The organism is Delftia sp. WY8 (genome assembly GCF_018437695.1).
Lineage (GTDB): Bacteria > Pseudomonadota > Gammaproteobacteria > Burkholderiales > Burkholderiaceae_C > Comamonas > Comamonas tsuruhatensis.
Genome location: NZ_CP049795.1, coordinates 4,020,881 through 4,037,065, shown reverse-complemented (window position 1 = coordinate 4,037,065; position 16,185 = coordinate 4,020,881). Strand labels below are relative to the sequence as shown.

The window sequence follows — 16,185 nt, the reverse complement described above, 5'->3', positions numbered from 1 at the left end:
GCCGCGCCAACCGCAAAGAGGCGTTCACCGCAAGGTGAACGCCTCTTTGTCATTCAGTGCGGCAAGCATTTGCCAATTGCTTGATCCATCTCATGGCATATGTGCGTCCCAGGTCAACCCGGGTCTGCGCGCAGTGTCTGCAAGAGGGCCGTCGATATAATTTGTTGTTGACTCACGCCCCCACAACACAAGAGGACTTCATGAGCGCAACCCACACCGAAGAAGCCCATACGGGCCCGATCAAGAATCCCAGGCAACTGCTGATAGCGGTGTTTTTCTCGTTCGTGGTTCCGGTGTTCGTGATCATCGGCCTCGTGCAGTACGTGAGTTCGGCCGACAAGTCCGGTGCCGGCGCTTCCCAGACCGAAATGGCCAAGGCTCAGCGCCTGCAGAAGATCGGCCTTGTGGAGATCCGTGATGCCAACCGCCCCCTGCGCGCGGGCGAAGAGGTCTACAAGGGCCAGTGCGCCGCTTGCCACGCCACGGGCGCTGCAGGAGCACCCAAGTTCGAGGATGCTGCGGCCTGGGGCCCTCGCCTTGCACAGGGACTGGAAGGCCTGGTGCACTCGGCACTCAAGGGCAAGGGCGCCATGGCCCCTCAGGGTGGCGGCGACTTCAACGACACCGAAATTGCACGCGGCGTGGTCTACATGGCCAACGCAGCGGGCGGCAAGTTCGAAGAACCCAAGGCCCCTGCCGCAGAAGGCGCCGCGGCAGAAGGCACAGCAGCCCCCGCCAATTGAGCAACACGCGGGACTTCTGGAACCAACCGGCTTCGGCCGGTTTTTTCATGCCCGCGCAGGACTGCGCACGAAACCGTAGCGCTGCGGCAACGCCTCGGCCCGCACCTCTTCACAGGCCGGCAACGCGCCCGCCTCCAGCGCAGCCGCGGCATCGATCATGTCCTGCGTATGGACCAGGCCCAGGCCGGAAGGCGTCGCCAGGTACAGGCGCCCCGTCTCGTCCATCAGCGCTTCGGTGATGGCCCCGGCATCCAGTTCGGCTCCTGTATGGCTGTGCATCTGCAGGCCCTCGCCATCCCAGCGCAACCGCCATATCCAGGGAGCATTCTCCAGCTCCACATACACGCGCTGGGGACCGTTCTGGAAGAACCATCGACCATCGGGCTCGGCCAGGTAGTTGCGGGCGATGAAGTCCGCCAGCTTTTCGTTGCGCACCTCCGCGCCCTTGGCTCCCGGGATTGCGCTGTCGAAAGCACCGCTGGCCTGGGCCTGTTCATCGCGCAGATACCAGCGCCCGCGCTCGTCCAGCCCCAGCCAGCCGCTGCAGGCAGGCACATGGGGCCATTTGGCCATGGCCTGCTTCACGATATCGTCCATTGCATTCATCCTTTTTCGCTGTGCGCCAGCCACTGCGTGACGGCCTGCGGCATGGCCAGTACATGTCCCGGCCAACGCCCCTGTGCAAAACCCACATGACCGCCGTGCGGCGGATGCCACAGCGTAACCCGCGGGCCGACTTCGCCTGGCGCCGGCAGGCTGTACGAAGGGACAAAGGGATCGTCCAGCGCATTGAGCAGCAGTGCAGGCACGGCAATGCTGCCCAGCAGCGGTTTGGCCGCCGCCCGATGCCAATAGTCCTGCGCATCACGAAAGCCGTGGACCGGCGCCGTGAACGCATCGTCAAACTCTCTCAGATCACGTGCACGCAGCACGGCATCACGATCGAAGAGACCGGGAAACTGCGCCCACTTGAGCAGCGCCTTGGGCACCAGGGTGCGCAGGAACATGCGCGTGTAGATCCAGCGGTTCAGCCCTTTCCCCAGCGCCGTTCCCCCGGCGGCCAGGTCCAGCGGCGCACTCACCGCCGCCAGGGCCTGCACCACCTCGGCAGCCTTGTCCGCCTGCACGCCCGCCCAGCGTGCCAGCGCATTGCCGCCCAGGGAGACACCAACCGCATGCAGCGGGCGAGAAGACCGCTCGCGCAGGCGGCGCAGTATCCAGTCCACCTCCTGCACATCGCCCGAGTGATAGGCGCGCGGCGCCCGGTTGACCTCGCCGCTGCAGCCGCGAAAGTGCGGCACGGCCATGTGCCAGCCGCGCTGTTCGGCCACACAGGCCATGGCCTGGGCATAGTGGCTGTTCGCCGAGCCTTCAAGGCCATGGAAAAGCACCAGCCATGGCGCATCGGCAGGCAGGGTGGGAGCACTGCCGAAGGCGACATCGATGAAGTCGCCATCCGGGGTATCCCAGCGCTCCCACCGCCACCGGGGTGCCGCATGGCCGGCCGGCCGACGGTGCGCGAACAGCGCCGGCCAGATGGTCTGTGCGTGGCCACCGGGCAGCCAGCGCGCCGCGTTGAATTGATGCATAGAGCCCGTTTGCAGTCCTTGTCCCAGTCGCTGCGAATGGCCTTTGCCCTACAGGGCGGCGGGCCGGGTGCGCAGCACAATCGCCAGCGATGCGCAGCATCGTGCACGATACTGTCTTCCATTGTCGCTTTCAGGTTGTCATCTCATGAAACGTCTAATCGCCACACTTGCCACCGTTCTGGTACTGACCGGCTGCGGCTACAACGATTTCCAGCGCCTTGACGAACAGACCAAGTCGGCCTGGAGCGAGGTGCTCAACCAGTACCAGCGCCGTGCCGACCTGGTACCCAACATCGTGGCCTCGGTCAAGGGCGAGGCCAATTTCGAGCAGGAGACCCTGACCAAGGTGGTGGAGGCGCGCGCCAAGGCCACCTCCATCCAGGCCACGCCCGAGCTGGTCAACAACCCCGAGGCTTTCAACAAGTTCCAGCAGGCGCAGGGTGAGCTGTCCAGTGCGCTGTCCCGGCTGATGGTGGTGGCCGAGCGCTACCCCCAGTTGCAGGCCAATCAAGGCTTCCGCGACCTGCGCGTGACGCTGGAGGGCACGGAGAACCGCATCACCGTGGCGCGCAACCAGTACATCCAGGCCGTGCAGTCCTACAACGTGCTGGCGCGCAGCTTTCCGACCAATCTGACGGCCAAGGTCTTCAGCTATGAGCCCAAGCCCACCTTCAGCGTGCAGAACGAGGCCGAAATCTCTCGCCCGCCCACGGTGGACTTCGGCAACAAGTAAACCGTGACCACATCCCTGGCGCCGCTCTGGCGCATGCTTTGCGCCCTGCTCCTGGCAGCGTTGTTGCTGCCAGGCAGCGCGCTGGCGCAGGCTCCGCAACCCGTCCCCCCGCTGACGGCCCGGCTCATCGACCAGACGGGCACGCTGTCGCCCGACGATGCACGGGCCATTGAAGACAGGCTGCGCAGCATTGAACAGAAGTCGGGCTCGCAGGTCGTTGTGCTGATGGTGGCCACCACGGCGCCGGAGGACATCGCCGCCTATGCCTGGCGCGTGGCCAGCGACTGGAAGATAGGCCGCCGCGACGTGGGCGACGGGCTGTTGATGGTGATTGCCAAGAACGACAGGCGCATGCGGCTGGAAGTGGCCCGCGCGCTGGAAGGCGCCATCCCCGACCTGGCGGCCGCTCGCATCATCGACCAGCAGATGACCCCGCGCTTTCGCCAGGGCGACTATGCGGGCGGCATCGCCGCTGCGCTGGACCAGGTGGCGGCACGCATTGCGGGCGAGCAGCTGCCGGCCCCCTCCCCCAATGCCCCTTCTTCCAAAAGCCCGGACCGTGGCTTCGACATGGAAGACCTGATGCTGTTCTTCTTTTTCGGTGTGGTCATCGCGGGCCCCATCCTGCGCTCGATGCTGGGCCGGCCCCTGGCCTCGGTGCTGGCAGGCACAGGCGCCGGCATTGCCGCCTATGTGGTGACCGCCAGTCTGCTGGTGGCTGGCGGAGCAGGCATCGTCGCTCTGCTGTTCACCTTGCTGGGCAGCGGCCGCTCCGGCAGGGGTGGCGGTGGATGGGGCGGAGGGGGTGGCTACGGCGGTGGTTTTGGCGGAGGCGGCGGACGAAGCAGTGGCGGCGGAGGCTTCAGCTCCGGGGGAGGCGGCAGTTTTGGGGGCGGCGGCGCCTCGGGGAGTTGGTGAGATGGCGGCTGCAATCACAGGCTTTGTTCAGCGTCTGGTCCGGCTGCTGCGCCACCATTGGGCCGAAGGGCAGCTGCGGCGTGCACTCCCACCCGAGACCCTGGCGGAGCTGGAGCGCCTGATCACCATGAGCGAGCAGCGCCATACAGGACAGATCCGTATCTGCGTCGAGCCCGGCCTGCCGCCCAGCTACATCTGGCGCGATGCCACGCCGCGCGAGCGCGCCATCACGCTGTTCGGCAAGCTGCGCGTCTGGGATACCGAGCACAACAACGGCGCCCTGATCTATCTGCTGCTGGCCGACCACGCCATCGAGATCGTCGCCGACCGCGCCCTGGCGCGCACCCTGCCTGCGCAGCAGTGGCAGACGCTGATCAGTGACATGCAGGCCGCTTTCCAGGGCGGCCACTATGCCATGGGCATGACGGCGGCGCTCGAGCGCGTGAGCCTGCTGCTGGAAACCAACTTCCCGCGCGACCCGTTGCAGCCTGTGCACGAAGGTGGCGACAATCTTCCCGATACCGTCGTGATACAGCGGCACTGAGGCAAAACGACCCTCAGACCGAGCGCCCCCCTTCATCGAGCTATCGCGGGCACGGAGGCTGTGATAGCGTCACGCCATTTCATCAAGGAGCATCCACACCATGAAGAACACCCTGGCCCGCCTGGGCCTGCTGGCCGCCGTGCTGGCCCTGAGCGCCTGCGCAAGCCCCGTCCTCGATGACTCGCAAGAGTACGACTATGTGCTCAGCTGCAAGCTGCGCGAGGACGACCCCAAGCGATGCGAGCAGCAGATCCGCGCGCTGTGCCCCGTGCCAGCCAAGGCCGTGACGCACAAGTCGCGCACGGTCGACCCCAAGGACAACGCCGTGACCTACGTCTACCAGGCCCGCTGCGGCGACTGAGACGCCTGCGCACCATGAAAAAAGCCGCCCGAGGGCGGCTTTCTTGCGGCTGGTCCCGGCAGGGCTCAGCGCTTTTGGCGGAACTTGCGCAGGGCCGCGATCTGGGCGGCCATGACGGCCAGCTCGGACTGGGCACGCGCCAGATCGACTTCGCTCTTGGCGTTCTTCAGCGCTTCCTCGGCTTCGAGCTTGGCCTTCTCGGCCTTCTCGGCGTCCAGGTCGGCACCGCGGATGGCGGTGTCGGACAGCACGGTCACGCAGTTGGGCTGCACTTCCAGGATGCCGCCGGCCACGAAGACGAACTCTTCGCTGCCGTCAGCCATCTCGATACGCACCGAGCCGGGCTTGATGCGCGTGATCAGCGGAGTGTGGCGGGGAAAAATGCCCAGTTCGCCGGATTCACCGGGCAGGGCGACAAAGCGCGCTTCACCGGAGAAGATGGACTCTTCGGCACTGACCACATCAACGTGGATGGTGTTCATCTTTGCTCCTCAGAAAAGGTAGGACTGGAACTTGGAACCGGCAGGGCCCAGATCGGGGACACCGAGCAAGGGCCGCCCCTCGGCGAGGGTGTCGTCCCCCTCCCCCGCAAAGCGGGTAGAGAGGGGGAGGCGACGCAGTCGCTCAGGGGGTGCCGCAGGCTCAAGCCGCCAGCTTCTTGGCCTTCTCGAAGGCTTCGTCGATGGTGCCAACCATGTAGAAGGCCTGCTCGGGCAGGTGATCGCACTCGCCGGCGCAGATCATCTTGAAACCACGGATGGTTTCAGCCAGCGACACGTACTTGCCGGGAGCGCCAGTGAACACTTCGGCCACGTGGAAAGGCTGCGACAGGAAACGCTGGATCTTGCGGGCGCGGGCCACGGTCAGCTTGTCTTCGGGAGCCAGCTCGTCCATGCCCAGAATGGCGATGATGTCGCGCAGTTCCTTGTAGCGCTGCAGCGTGCCCTGCACTTCGCGGGCCACCTTGTAGTGCTCTTCACCCACGACCTGGGGGTCCAGCTGGCGGCTGGTGGAGTCCAGCGGGTCGACAGCGGGGTAGATACCCAGCGAAGCGATGTCACGCGACAGCACCACGGTGGAGTCCAAGTGGGCGAACGTCGTGGCAGGCGAGGGGTCGGTCAAGTCATCGGCAGGCACGTAAACGGCCTGGATGGAAGTGATCGAACCGACCTTGGTCGAGGTGATGCGCTCTTGCAGGCGGCCCATTTCCTCGGCCAGCGTGGGCTGGTAGCCCACGGCGGAAGGCATGCGGCCCAGCAGAGCGGACACTTCGGTACCGGCCAGCGTGTAGCGGTAGATGTTGTCCACGAAGAACAGCACGTCCTTGCCTTCGTCACGGAAGGCTTCGGCCATGGTCAGGCCGGTCAGCGCCACGCGCAGACGGTTGCCCGGGGGTTCGTTCATCTGGCCGTAGACCATGGCGACCTTGGAGTCGTTCAGCGACTCCTGGTTGACCACGCCGGCGTCCGACATTTCGTGATAGAAGTCATTGCCTTCACGGGTACGTTCACCCACACCGGCAAACACCGACAGACCACCGTGGCCCTTGGCGATGTTGTTGATGAGTTCCATCATGTTCACGGTCTTGCCCACGCCGGCGCCACCGAACAGACCCACCTTGCCGCCCTTGGCGAAGGGAGAGATCAGGTCGATCACCTTGATGCCGGTTTCCAGCAGTTCCTGCGAAGGCGACAGCTCGTCATAAGCCGGTGCCTTGCGGTGGATGGGGGCCGTCAGGGCCTGATCCACGGGACCGCGTTCGTCGATGGGGTTGCCCAGCACGTCCATGATGCGACCCAGCGTCGCCTTGCCCACGGGCACGGTGATGGGGTTGCCGGTGTTGGACACCATCAGGCCACGACGCAGACCGTCGGACGAGCCCAGGGCGATGGTACGCACAACGCCGTCACCCAGCAGTTGCTGCACTTCCAGCGTCAGGGCCGAGCCGTCGAGCTTCAGGGCATCGAACACCTTGGGCATTGCGTTGCGGGGGAACTCGACGTCCACCACAGCGCCAATACATTGAACAATCTTGCCTTGCACTTGAGCCATTTTTTGCTCCAATTAGTTTGTCTGTTAAAGCCGTTTACACCGCAGCGGCGCCAGCCACGATTTCCGACAGTTCGGTCGTGATGGCTGCCTGACGCGTCTTGTTGTAGACGAGCTTCAACTCGCTGATGACGTTGCCGGCGTTGTCGGTCGCGGCCTTCATGGCCACCATGCGCGCCGATTGCTCGGACGCCATGTTTTCTGCAACCGCTTGGTAGACCAGGGACTCTGCGTAACGCACGAGCAGCTCGTCGATCACGGACTGCGCATCGGGTTCGTAGATGTAGTCCCAGCTATGGCCAGACGTCTTCTCGGCCTGCATGCTCTCGGACGACAGGGGCAGCAACTGCTCCACCACCGATTCCTGCTTCATGGTGTTGATGAACTTGGTGTAGCTCAGGTACACCGCGCTCAGCTTGCCCGCTGCGTACGCATCGAGCAGCACCTTCACAGGGCCGATCAGCTTTTCCAGATGGGGCGTATCGCCCAGACCCGTCGCGTGCGAAACCACCTTGGCGCCGACACGGTTCAGAAAGCCCAGACCCTTGTTGCCAATGGCCACCGCTTCTGCCGACACGCCTTGATCCTGCAGCTCCCGCAGCTTGGCCGTGACAGCACGCAACACGTTGGTGTTCATGCCGCCGCACAACCCCTTGTCCGTCGTCACAACGATGACGCCGGCAGTCTTGGCATCACCGTTCACTTGCATGAACGGGTGCACGTACTCGGGGTTGGCTTGGCCAAGATGGACTGCAATGTTGCGGATCTTTTCGCTGTACGGGCGTGCAGCCAGCATCCGTTCCTGCGCCTTGCGCATCTTGGATGCGGCCACCATTTCCATGGCTTTGGTGATCTTCTTGGTGTTTTCCACCGATTTGATCTTGCCGCGAATTTCCTTACCTGCTGCCATGATGGCTCCTCGTCCGGTTTAAGCGAACGACTTCTTGAACGCAACGATGGCGGCGTTCAATTCGGCTTCGGAATCCTTGTCCATGGCCTTGGAAGCGTTCAGCTTGTCGATCAGGGCGCCGTGGCTGGTCTTCAGGAACTGGTGCAGACCAGACTCGAAAGCCAGCACTTGCTTGACCTGGATATCGTCCATGTAGCCCTTGTTCACTGCGAACAGCGAAGCGCCCATCAGGGCGGTGGACAGGGGGCTGTACTGGGCCTGCTTGAGCAGTTCGGTCACGCGGGCACCGCGGTCGAGCTGCTTGCGGGTGGCTTCGTCCAGGTCGGAGGCGAACTGCGCGAAGGCAGCCAGCTCACGGTATTGCGCCAGGTCGGTACGGATACCGCCGGACTGGCCCTTGACCAGCTTGGTCTGTGCAGCACCACCGACGCGCGACACCGAGATACCGGCGTTGATGGCGGGGCGGATACCGGCGTTGAACAGGCTGGTTTCCAGGAAGATCTGGCCGTCCGTGATCGAGATCACGTTGGTGGGCACGAAGGCCGACACGTCACCCGCCTGGGTTTCGATGATGGGCAGAGCCGTCAGCGAACCCGTCTTGCCCTTGACTTCACCCTTGGTGAAGGCTTCGACATAGTCGGCATTCACGCGGGCTGCGCGCTCGAGCAGGCGGCTGTGGAGATAGAACACGTCGCCGGGGAAGGCTTCGCGGCCCGGGGGACGGCGCAGCAGCAGCGAAACCTGGCGGTAGGCCACGGCCTGCTTGGACAGGTCGTCATAGACGATCAGCGCGTCTTCGCCGCGGTCGCGGAAGTACTCGCCCATCGTGCAGCCCGAGTAGGCCGACACGTACTGCATGGCAGCGGATTCGGAAGCGGTGGCAGCCACGACGATGGTGTATTCCATCGCGCCGGCCTGCTCCAGGGCACGCACCACGTTCTTGATCGAGGAAGCCTTCTGGCCGATCGCAACGTAGATGCAGGTAACGCCCTGACCCTTCTGGTTGATGATGGCGTCGATGGCCACGGCGGTCTTGCCGGTCTGGCGGTCGCCGATGATCAGTTCGCGCTGGCCACGGCCGACGGGCACCATCGAGTCGATGGACTTGATGCCGGTCTGCAGGGGCTGGTCCACGGACTGGCGTGCGATCACGCCGGGAGCAACCTTCTCGATCACGTCCGTCATCTTGGCGTTGATCGGGCCCTTGCCGTCGATGGGCTGACCCAGGGCGTTGACCACGCGGCCGATGAGTTCGGGGCCGACGGGCACTTCCAGAATGCGGCCCGTGCACTTGACGGTGTCGCCTTCGGAGATGTGCTCGTACTCGCCCAGAATCACGGCGCCGACGGAGTCGCGCTCGAGGTTCAGCGCCAGGCCGAAGGAGGGCTGGCCGTCCTTGCCTGCGGGGAATTCCAGCATTTCGCCTTGCATCACGTCCGACAGGCCGTGCACGCGCACGATACCGTCGGTCACCGAAACCACGGTGCCTTCGTTACGGATGTCGCTGCTGCCAGCCAGACCCTCGATGCGGCTCTTGATCAGTTCAGAAATTTCTGCGGGATTGAGTTGCATGACTCTTTCCTTCTTTAGCTTTGGTTAGCCGAGACCTCAGTCGCGTTGTTACGCAATGAGGGCCGCTTTCATTTGTTCCAGGCGGGCCTTGACGGAGGTGTCAAGAACTTCATCACCCACCACGACGCGGATGCCACCGATCAGGGACTGATCTTGCTGCACCGACAGGTTCAGCTTTCGGCCGAAACGCTTCTCCAGCGAAGTCCCGAGTGCGGCCAGTGCGGCAGCATCTATGGGGAATGCGCTTTGAACCACGGCGTCGGACGAGCCACCGGCGCGGTTCACGAGGCTGCGAAACTGGGCCGCCACTTCTGGCAGGGCTTGCAGTCGGCCGTTTTCAATGATGACGCGCAGAAAGTTGCGTGCGGCATCGGGCAATGCCGAGCCGGCCACGCCGCTGATGACGTCGAACAGTTGTTCGTCGGTCACCTTGGGGTCGTCGGCCAGCTGGCGCAATTGCGGATTGGCGGCAATCGCCGCCAATTCCTCCGCCCAGGCAACAGTGCCGGACAGGTCAGCACCCTGCTGGGTGCTGACCTTGAACAGGGCATCTGCGTAAGGACGGGCAATGGTGGCGAGTTCTGCCATGTTTGCTCTTCCTTACAGCTCGGTCTTCAGGCGGTTCAGCAGGTCGGCATGGACGCCGGCATCCACTTCCTTGCGCAGGATCTGCTCGGCGCCCTTGACGGCCAGCGCAGCCACTTGCTCGCGCAGGGCTTCACGGGCCTGGATTGTCTGCTGCTCGGCCTCGGCGCGGGCAGCAGCAACAATCTTGTTGCCTTCTTCGGAGGCACGGGCCTTGGCTTCTTCGATGATGGCCTGGGCACGGCGTTCGGCGTCCGCAAGCCGCGATGCCGTTTCGTTGCGCGTCTGGGCCAGTTCCTGCTCGACGCGCTTGTTGGCAGCGGCCAGGTCGGTCTTGGCCTTGTCGGCAGCAGCGAGGCCATCGGCGATTTTCAGAGCTCGTTCATCCAGCGCCTTCGCGATCGGGGGCCACACGAACTTCATCGTGAACAGCACCAGGATCAGGAAAACGATGGCCTGGACGAACAGGGTCGCGTTGATACTCACGGCAACACCTTTCTATCTAGGGCGTTGATCGGAGCTTAGGCCAGGACGAAGGGGTTGGCGAAAGCGAACAGCAGAGCGATGGCCACACCGATCAGGAAGGCAGCGTCGATCAGACCGGCCAAGATGAACATCTTGGTTTGCAGTTCGTTGATCAGCTCAGGCTGACGTGCCGACGATTCCAGGAACTTGCCACCCATCAGGGCGATACCGATCGAAGCGCCGATAGCGCCCAGACCAACGATCAGACCACAAGCCAGAGCGACGAGACCGAGAATGTTTTCCATGATGACTCCTGAGATTAAAGAAAGAGAAAGGTTGAGAGGGAAAGGAAATGGTCAGTGGGCTTCATGCGCCTGGCCGAGATAGATCAGCGTCAGCATCATGAAAATGAAGGCCTGCAGGGTGATGATCAGAATGTGGAAGATCGCCCAGATAGAGCCTGCAATGATGTGCCCCAAGGGGAGCAACACACCGGAAAGCGACATGGCAGCCGCACCGCCCATCAGAGCGATCAGACAGAACACCAACTCACCAGCGTACATGTTGCCGAACAGTCGCATGCCATGCGAAACCGTCTTGGCGACATATTCAATGATTTGCATGGCCAGGTTCACGACACCCAGGATCAGTGCAAACACGGGATTCTTGCTGGTGCCGAACGGGGCAGTCACCAGTTCGTGGGCCCAGCCGCCCATGCCCTTGATCTTGATGCTGTAGAAGAAGCACAGGATCAGCACGGCCGAGGACAGGCCCAGCGTGGTCGAGAGGTCAGCCGTGGGAACGACGCGCAGGTAGGCGTGCGAGTCACCCTGGAAGCCCTGCCACAGCACCGGCAGCAGGTCCACCGGCAGCATGTCCATGGCGTTCATCATGAAGATCCACACGAACACGGTCAGTGCCAGGGGAGCGATGAACTTGCGGCTTTGCGCGTTGTGGATGTTGGCCTTGGCCTGGTTGTCCACCATCTCGACCAGCAGCTCTACAGCCGCCTGGAAGCGCCCCGGAACGCCCGATGTGGCCTTGCGCGCGGCAAGCCACAGCACGAACAGGCTCAGCACGCCCAGCGTGGCGCTGACGACGATCGAGTCCAGGTTGATGACCGAAAAGTCGATGATCGACTTTTGCTTGATGTTCTGGAGGTGCTGCAGGTGGTGAACGATGTATTCACTTGCAGTAGGTGCGTGCGCGTCTGCGGCCATCGGTCAACTTCTCTTCAAATATCAATCGGTTTTTCGGACACTGGATCGCACTATCAGCGCGACCCAATACGTTTTCATGACGACTACCAAGCCCGCCAGCAGCGCCAGCCAACTCAGCCCCGGGACCAGCTTGGGTGCAGCCGCCAGCATGGCAATGCACAGCACCAGCTTCACCAGTTCCCAGCCAAAAATTCCCACCATGGCGGCTGCAGCGCCGCCCGGCCTCTTTCGTACGACGGCACGCGCAAACAGCGCTGCCGGCAACACCACCGACAAGGCACCGTAGGCAGCCGACCATCCGACTTCGGCGCGCCCCGTCACCAGCCATGCGACCAGTGCCACCAGCACGCCCACCACCGCCTGGACCACCACGAAACGCCACACAGACATCTGCGGGTTTCGCGTGCGCCACTCCTGAGCCTCCTCGGAGGTCAGGGGCTTGAAGTCGGAATCCTCGCCCTCAAGTTCCCTGTCAGCGTCTGTGTCGGCGGCGTAGTTTTTCATTGAATTCTCTAAGGCCGCAGACCAGACAAGACTTTTTCACAAAGCCTCTGATTATAAGTAAAAACCCCTGCCGAACGATAGGGGTTGTTACGGGCATGCCCAAAACGGAGGCGGCGACCGGGCTGTGTGGCAGCCGGCCAACAGCGCCAGCCTCGCGCCGCAGGCCACTTGTTTGTTGTGCGTGGAGTTCTCGTGGCGGACGACGCGGCAGCCCCGGGCTGCGACATGGCCGCGAACGATAGCGCACAATCGCCTCCAACGCCAAGCGATTAACCTTGATTCACCTATGACCGACGCCTCCACCCCTACCCCCACCCCAGCCACCGAGCCGGGCGCGGACCCGCGCAAGGATTCGCTGATCGAGTACCCGTCGCAGTTCCCCATCAAGGTCATGGGCGTCAAGGCCGAGCATCTGGTGCACGAGATCACCCAGATCGCCCAACGCTTCGACCCTGCCTTTGACGCCAGCACCATTGAATTGCGCCCCAGCAGCAGCGGCAAATACCTGGGCGTCACCGTCACGGTGACGGCGACCAGCCGCGAACAACTCGACGATCTGTACCGCGCCTTCACCTCGCATCCGCTGGTGAAAGTGGTGCTGTGAGCACCCTTGACGCGCAGCAGTCGCAGTCATTGGACCTGCGCCTGCTGGGCCGCACGGACTACGAGGCCACGGTGCAGGCCATGCAGGCCTTCACCAGCCAACGCGACGCCGGCACGCGCGACGAGCTGTGGATATGCGAGCACTCCGCACATTTCACACAAGGCCTCGCCGGCAAAAGTGACCACTTGCTGAGCCCTGGCGACATTCCCGTGGTGGCCACCAACCGCGGCGGACAGGTCACCTACCACGGCCCGGGCCAGGTGGTCGCCTATCCCTTGCTGGACCTGCAGCGCCTGGGCTACTTCGTCAAGGAATACGTGTTCCGCATCGAGGATGCGGTCATCCGCACGCTGGAGCATTTCGGCATCACCGGCCACCGCGTGGAAGGCGCCCCCGGCATCTACGTGCGCCTCGACGACCCTCGCAGCCATGCCATGCTGCCCCAGCGCCCGCAACTGCGCGCACCCGGCTCGCCCGCGCCCCAACCCGATTTTTCGGGGCTTGGCAAGATTGCAGCCCTGGGCATCAAGGTCAGCCGGCATTGCACCTATCACGGCGTTGCATTGAACGCCGCCATGGACCTGGAACCCTACGGCCGGATCAACCCTTGCGGCTACGCAGGGCTGCAAACGGTGGACCTTTCTACAATCGGCGTTCAGACAACCTGGGACGAAGCCGCGCGCGTGCTGGGACGACAGTTGCAGCGCCGCCTAGCCCCCTGAATCCAGAACCATGACCACCAACACCGTCGTGCGCGAAGCGCAGTCACAAGCCGAGTACAACCCGCTGGCCAAGCAGAAGGCGGCAGCGAAGCTTTCGCGCATCCCGATCAAGGTCGAGCATGGCGAAGCACTCAAGAAGCCCGAGTGGATTCGCGTCAAGGCGGGCAGCCCCACCACGCGCTTCTACGAGATCAAGGACATCCTGCGCGCCAACAAGCTGCACACGGTCTGCGAGGAAGCCTCCTGCCCCAACATCGGCGAGTGCTTTGGCAAGGGCACGGCCACCTTCATGATCATGGGAGACAAGTGCACGCGCCGCTGCCCGTTCTGCGATGTGGGCCACGGCCGTCCCGACCCGCTGGACACCAACGAACCGCTCAACCTCGCCAAGACGATTGCCGAGCTGCGCCTGAAATACGTGGTCATCACCAGCGTGGATCGCGACGACCTGCGCGATGGTGGCTCGGGCCACTTCGTCGAGTGCATCAAGAACATCCGCGAGCTCTCGCCGCTGACCCAGATCGAGATCCTGGTGCCCGACTTCCGTGGCCGCGACGACCGTGCGCTGGAAATCCTCAAGGCCGCGCCTCCCGATGTGATGAACCACAACCTGGAGACCGCACCGCGCCTGTACAAGGAAGCGCGTCCCGGCTCGGACTACCAGTTCTCGCTGAACCTGCTCAAGAAGTTCAAGGCCTTGCACCCCAAGGTTCCGACCAAGAGCGGCATCATGGTCGGCCTGGGCGAGACCGATGAGGAAATCCTGCAGGTCATGCGCGACATGCGTGCGCATGACATCGACATGCTGACCATCGGCCAATACCTGGCACCCAGCAACAGCCACCTGCCGGTGCGTCGCTACGTGCACCCCGACACCTTCAAGATGTTCGAGGAAGAGGCGTACAAGATGGGCTTCACGCATGCAGCCGTGGGCGCCATGGTGCGCTCGAGCTACCACGCGGACCAGCAGGCACACGCCGCCGGCGTCTGAGCCGGCGATGGCCGCCTGCCTGCAGGGCGGCCTTCTTCACGCACTTCGGGGATGGCCTTTGCAGGCCATCCCCTTTTTCATGTCTGGAGGCATGCCATTCAGGCGCCGGTTTTGACCTGAATACACATTCAGCAACAAACAATCGATGCCATGTGTCACCGGCATCTCGGTTGATGAATTTCCCGATCTCTTTATGATGCCGATTTTCCGAATGCTTTCTGCATTCAAAAAATCCGAACGACCCAGGAATGCGGCTCAACGACATGAAATCCCGGATTTCGGGCGTTCGGGCGCCGCTCCATTGACAAAGGGATAAGTGCATATGGCCAATGACGAGCAAAAGGACCGTGCAGCATTCGATGCCGCCATACAGGCACTGAAAGCAGAGGTTGCCAATGCCGGGGTGCATCTCTCGCTGGACTCATCTGCACGCCTGGCCTATGCCCGACAGATTCAGGCCATGGCCAACGAGCTTCAGTTGCAGGCCACGAGCGGTCGCATCACCTGGGGACAGGCTGCACAACAGGCCCAGGAGGCGCGCAATGTCATCATGGAGATCATCCGAGGCCGCAGCACCCCCGTGGGCAGAGCCATGGCGCAACGCATCAAGAGCGAGGGCAAGACGCTCAATGAGCTGATTGCCCGCAAGGCCCAGCAATTGCACGGCCCCAACGTGCGGTTCGATCGCCTCACGGCGGCCCAGCAAAACGCCGTGTATGGCGAAATCGTCAAATCCGCCGGCAAGTCCAATGCCGCCATCACCCAGAGAATGCGCACGCTCTCCCGGGCAGGACGCGGCCTCCTGGTCTTCTCCATTGCGGTATCGGTCTACACCATCGCCAACGCAGACAACAAGGTGGAGGCCGCCGGCAAGGAATTGGCCGTCACAGGTGCCGGGATCGGTGGAGGCATGGCAGGTGGTGCCCTGGCCGGGCTGGCCTGCGGGCCCGGGGCACCTGCTTGCGTGGTGGTCGGCGCATTTGTCGGCGGGGCACTGGCTGCCATAGGCGTCGAATTCCTCTGGTGACACTTCAGGACAACAGATGCGCATCCTCTCCGACCGGCAGTTGTCACTGCAGCCCGCCGCATCCCATCCTGCAGGGCAGGTACCGCAAAGCCGCCTGGTGCTCAACGGGAATGCAACGCCCTTTCTGGTGGACGGCACCATTCTCGAGGCAGCCTTTCAATGGAACGACCTCTACCTTCTGTTCACCACCGATGACACGCCCATGGAGGAGATGCTGCGGATCACGCTGCTCGACGAGAATTTGCAGGCACTCGACAAGGCCGTGATAGGCAGCATGTATTCCACGGGCAGCTTCTCGTTGCTGCCATCGGACGAACGATCGCTGGTGCGATTTCGATTCATGGGAAATACGGACTGGAGTGTCGAAATCCTGCAGGAACCTGGATTCCGGCTGCCATTTCTTGGCGATCCGCGCGCCGTCACGCGCCCCCTGGGGTTTTCGCGGCGCTTTGTCGTACGAGGCCATCCTGAGCCGGAAAACAACTGATGCCGACGCAGTTGAAGGCAATAAAAAAGCAGGGCCAACGTGCATGCCCTGCTTGAATTGAATGCAATCGTGCTTTCCCGTTCCACGTAGAAAAAAAGCCTGGCTAACCGGCAGACCGCTGGCTGGCAAACCGACTTGCTGCAGGCTGAACAGGCCTGGCG

20 protein-coding genes and 1 pseudogene are annotated in these 16,185 nt (G+C 63.1%); 10 read left to right on the top strand and 11 right to left on the bottom strand.

Annotation, left to right across the window (positions count from 1 at the left end):
• Positions 1-200: 200 nt before the first annotated feature.
• Positions 201-737, top strand: a pseudogene (locus G4D77_RS18690) (c-type cytochrome); the annotation flags it as partial.
• A gap of 51 nt (positions 738-788) precedes the next feature.
• Here the strand turns inward: G4D77_RS18690 and G4D77_RS18685 are convergent.
• Both G4D77_RS18685 and G4D77_RS18680 read right to left on the bottom strand, forming a co-directional pair.
• A complete protein-coding gene (locus G4D77_RS18685; RefSeq protein WP_016453557.1) occupies positions 789-1,340 on the bottom strand; it encodes a DUF2946 family protein in 552 nt (183 codons plus the stop codon).
• 5 nt (positions 1,341-1,345) lie between these two features.
• On the bottom strand, positions 1,346-2,332 hold the full coding sequence (locus G4D77_RS18680; RefSeq protein WP_046987758.1) for a YheT family hydrolase: 987 nt from the start codon (positions 2,330-2,332) through the stop codon (positions 1,346-1,348).
• Between the two features lie 145 nt (positions 2,333-2,477).
• On the opposite strand from G4D77_RS18680, the gene G4D77_RS18675 reads away from it, so the two are divergent.
• From G4D77_RS18675 to G4D77_RS18660, 4 genes are all read left to right on the top strand, one after another.
• Positions 2,478-3,065, top strand: coding sequence for a LemA family protein (locus G4D77_RS18675; RefSeq protein WP_016448491.1), 588 nt, complete (start codon positions 2,478-2,480; stop codon positions 3,063-3,065).
• A 33-nt stretch (positions 3,066-3,098) separates the two neighbouring features.
• Complete coding sequence (locus G4D77_RS18670) at positions 3,099-3,983, top strand: TPM domain-containing protein (RefSeq protein WP_154836309.1); 885 nt, start codon at positions 3,099-3,101, stop codon at positions 3,981-3,983.
• 1 nt (position 3,984) lies between these two features.
• Positions 3,985-4,527, top strand: coding sequence for a TPM domain-containing protein (locus tag G4D77_RS18665; protein ID WP_016448493.1), 543 nt, complete (start codon positions 3,985-3,987; stop codon positions 4,525-4,527).
• A gap of 100 nt (positions 4,528-4,627) precedes the next feature.
• Positions 4,628-4,888, top strand: a complete 261-nt coding sequence (locus G4D77_RS18660) for a hypothetical protein (protein ID WP_016448494.1) — start codon at positions 4,628-4,630, stop codon at positions 4,886-4,888.
• 65 nt (positions 4,889-4,953) lie between these two features.
• Here G4D77_RS18660 and G4D77_RS18655 read toward each other — a convergent pair whose 3' ends face one another.
• The 9 genes from G4D77_RS18655 to G4D77_RS18615 all read right to left on the bottom strand — a co-directional run bounded on the left by G4D77_RS18655 (position 4,954) and on the right by G4D77_RS18615 (position 12,193).
• Positions 4,954-5,370: a F0F1 ATP synthase subunit epsilon gene (locus tag G4D77_RS18655; RefSeq protein ID WP_012202358.1), complete on the bottom strand. Its 417-nt coding sequence runs from the start codon at positions 5,368-5,370 to the stop codon at positions 4,954-4,956.
• A 160-nt stretch (positions 5,371-5,530) separates the two neighbouring features.
• Positions 5,531-6,940 carry a F0F1 ATP synthase subunit beta gene (gene atpD / locus G4D77_RS18650; protein ID WP_012202357.1) on the bottom strand — a complete coding sequence of 470 codons (1,410 nt, stop codon included), beginning with the start codon at positions 6,938-6,940 and terminating at the stop codon, positions 5,531-5,533.
• Positions 6,941-6,974: 34 nt separating this feature from the next.
• A complete protein-coding gene (gene atpG, locus G4D77_RS18645; protein ID WP_012202356.1) occupies positions 6,975-7,847 on the bottom strand; it encodes a F0F1 ATP synthase subunit gamma in 873 nt (290 codons plus the stop codon).
• Between the two features lie 18 nt (positions 7,848-7,865).
• A complete protein-coding gene (gene atpA, locus G4D77_RS18640) occupies positions 7,866-9,419 on the bottom strand; it encodes a F0F1 ATP synthase subunit alpha (protein WP_016448495.1) in 1,554 nt (517 codons plus the stop codon).
• A 48-nt stretch (positions 9,420-9,467) separates the two neighbouring features.
• A complete protein-coding gene (locus G4D77_RS18635) occupies positions 9,468-10,007 on the bottom strand; it encodes a F0F1 ATP synthase subunit delta (protein WP_154833250.1) in 540 nt (179 codons plus the stop codon).
• Between the two features lie 12 nt (positions 10,008-10,019).
• Complete coding sequence (locus tag G4D77_RS18630; protein WP_016448496.1) at positions 10,020-10,490, bottom strand: F0F1 ATP synthase subunit B; 471 nt, start codon at positions 10,488-10,490, stop codon at positions 10,020-10,022.
• Between the two features lie 35 nt (positions 10,491-10,525).
• Positions 10,526-10,774 carry a F0F1 ATP synthase subunit C gene (gene atpE, locus G4D77_RS18625; protein WP_011803767.1) on the bottom strand — a complete coding sequence of 83 codons (249 nt, stop codon included), beginning with the start codon at positions 10,772-10,774 and terminating at the stop codon, positions 10,526-10,528.
• A 51-nt stretch (positions 10,775-10,825) separates the two neighbouring features.
• Entirely contained in the window at positions 10,826-11,689 is an 864-nt protein-coding gene (gene atpB / locus G4D77_RS18620) for a F0F1 ATP synthase subunit A (protein WP_016448497.1), read from the bottom strand.
• Positions 11,690-11,710: 21 nt separating this feature from the next.
• Positions 11,711-12,193 (bottom strand): ATP synthase subunit I, encoded by a 483-nt coding sequence (locus tag G4D77_RS18615; RefSeq protein WP_016448498.1) that lies wholly within the window; start codon positions 12,191-12,193, stop codon positions 11,711-11,713.
• Positions 12,194-12,479: 286 nt separating this feature from the next.
• On the opposite strand from G4D77_RS18615, the gene G4D77_RS18610 reads away from it, so the two are divergent.
• From G4D77_RS18610 to G4D77_RS18590, 5 genes are all read left to right on the top strand, one after another.
• The gene (locus G4D77_RS18610) at positions 12,480-12,797 is read left to right on the top strand and encodes a YbeD family protein (RefSeq protein ID WP_016448499.1); all 318 of its coding nucleotides are present in this window, start codon (positions 12,480-12,482) and stop codon (positions 12,795-12,797) included.
• Positions 12,794-13,519 (top strand): lipoyl(octanoyl) transferase LipB, encoded by a 726-nt coding sequence (gene lipB, locus G4D77_RS18605; protein WP_016453561.1) that lies wholly within the window; start codon positions 12,794-12,796, stop codon positions 13,517-13,519. The genes G4D77_RS18610 and lipB overlap by 4 nt, the downstream gene beginning before the upstream one ends.
• Before the next feature lie 10 nt (positions 13,520-13,529).
• Complete coding sequence (gene lipA, locus G4D77_RS18600; protein ID WP_013800257.1) at positions 13,530-14,510, top strand: lipoyl synthase; 981 nt, start codon at positions 13,530-13,532, stop codon at positions 14,508-14,510.
• Between the two features lie 316 nt (positions 14,511-14,826).
• Positions 14,827-15,537, top strand: coding sequence for a hypothetical protein (locus G4D77_RS18595; protein WP_034368188.1), 711 nt, complete (start codon positions 14,827-14,829; stop codon positions 15,535-15,537).
• A gap of 16 nt (positions 15,538-15,553) precedes the next feature.
• A complete protein-coding gene (locus G4D77_RS18590; protein ID WP_154833248.1) occupies positions 15,554-16,024 on the top strand; it encodes a hypothetical protein in 471 nt (156 codons plus the stop codon).
• Positions 16,025-16,185: the final 161 nt, after the last annotated feature.

Coding starts and splice junctions, on each gene's coding strand:
- G4D77_RS18590 (WP_154833248.1), top strand. CDS start 15,554: ATGCGCATCCTCTCCGACCGGCAGTTGTCACTGCAGCCCGCCGCATCC.
- atpD (WP_012202357.1), bottom strand. CDS start 6,940: ATGGCTCAAGTGCAAGGCAAGATTGTTCAATGTATTGGCGCTGTGGTG.
- G4D77_RS18615 (WP_016448498.1), bottom strand. CDS start 12,193: ATGAAAAACTACGCCGCCGACACAGACGCTGACAGGGAACTTGAGGGC.
- atpG (WP_012202356.1), bottom strand. CDS start 7,847: ATGGCAGCAGGTAAGGAAATTCGCGGCAAGATCAAATCGGTGGAAAAC.
- lipA (WP_013800257.1), top strand. CDS start 13,530: ATGACCACCAACACCGTCGTGCGCGAAGCGCAGTCACAAGCCGAGTAC.
- G4D77_RS18655 (WP_012202358.1), bottom strand. CDS start 5,370: ATGAACACCATCCACGTTGATGTGGTCAGTGCCGAAGAGTCCATCTTC.
- G4D77_RS18665 (WP_016448493.1), top strand. CDS start 3,985: ATGGCGGCTGCAATCACAGGCTTTGTTCAGCGTCTGGTCCGGCTGCTG.
- atpB (WP_016448497.1), bottom strand. CDS start 11,689: ATGGCCGCAGACGCGCACGCACCTACTGCAAGTGAATACATCGTTCAC.
- atpA (WP_016448495.1), bottom strand. CDS start 9,419: ATGCAACTCAATCCCGCAGAAATTTCTGAACTGATCAAGAGCCGCATC.
- G4D77_RS18635 (WP_154833250.1), bottom strand. CDS start 10,007: ATGGCAGAACTCGCCACCATTGCCCGTCCTTACGCAGATGCCCTGTTC.
- atpE (WP_011803767.1), bottom strand. CDS start 10,774: ATGGAAAACATTCTCGGTCTCGTCGCTCTGGCTTGTGGTCTGATCGTT.
- G4D77_RS18675 (WP_016448491.1), top strand. CDS start 2,478: ATGAAACGTCTAATCGCCACACTTGCCACCGTTCTGGTACTGACCGGC.
- G4D77_RS18610 (WP_016448499.1), top strand. CDS start 12,480: ATGACCGACGCCTCCACCCCTACCCCCACCCCAGCCACCGAGCCGGGC.
- G4D77_RS18660 (WP_016448494.1), top strand. CDS start 4,628: ATGAAGAACACCCTGGCCCGCCTGGGCCTGCTGGCCGCCGTGCTGGCC.
- G4D77_RS18670 (WP_154836309.1), top strand. CDS start 3,099: ATGCTTTGCGCCCTGCTCCTGGCAGCGTTGTTGCTGCCAGGCAGCGCG.
- G4D77_RS18680 (WP_046987758.1), bottom strand. CDS start 2,332: ATGCATCAATTCAACGCGGCGCGCTGGCTGCCCGGTGGCCACGCACAG.
- G4D77_RS18685 (WP_016453557.1), bottom strand. CDS start 1,340: ATGGACGATATCGTGAAGCAGGCCATGGCCAAATGGCCCCATGTGCCT.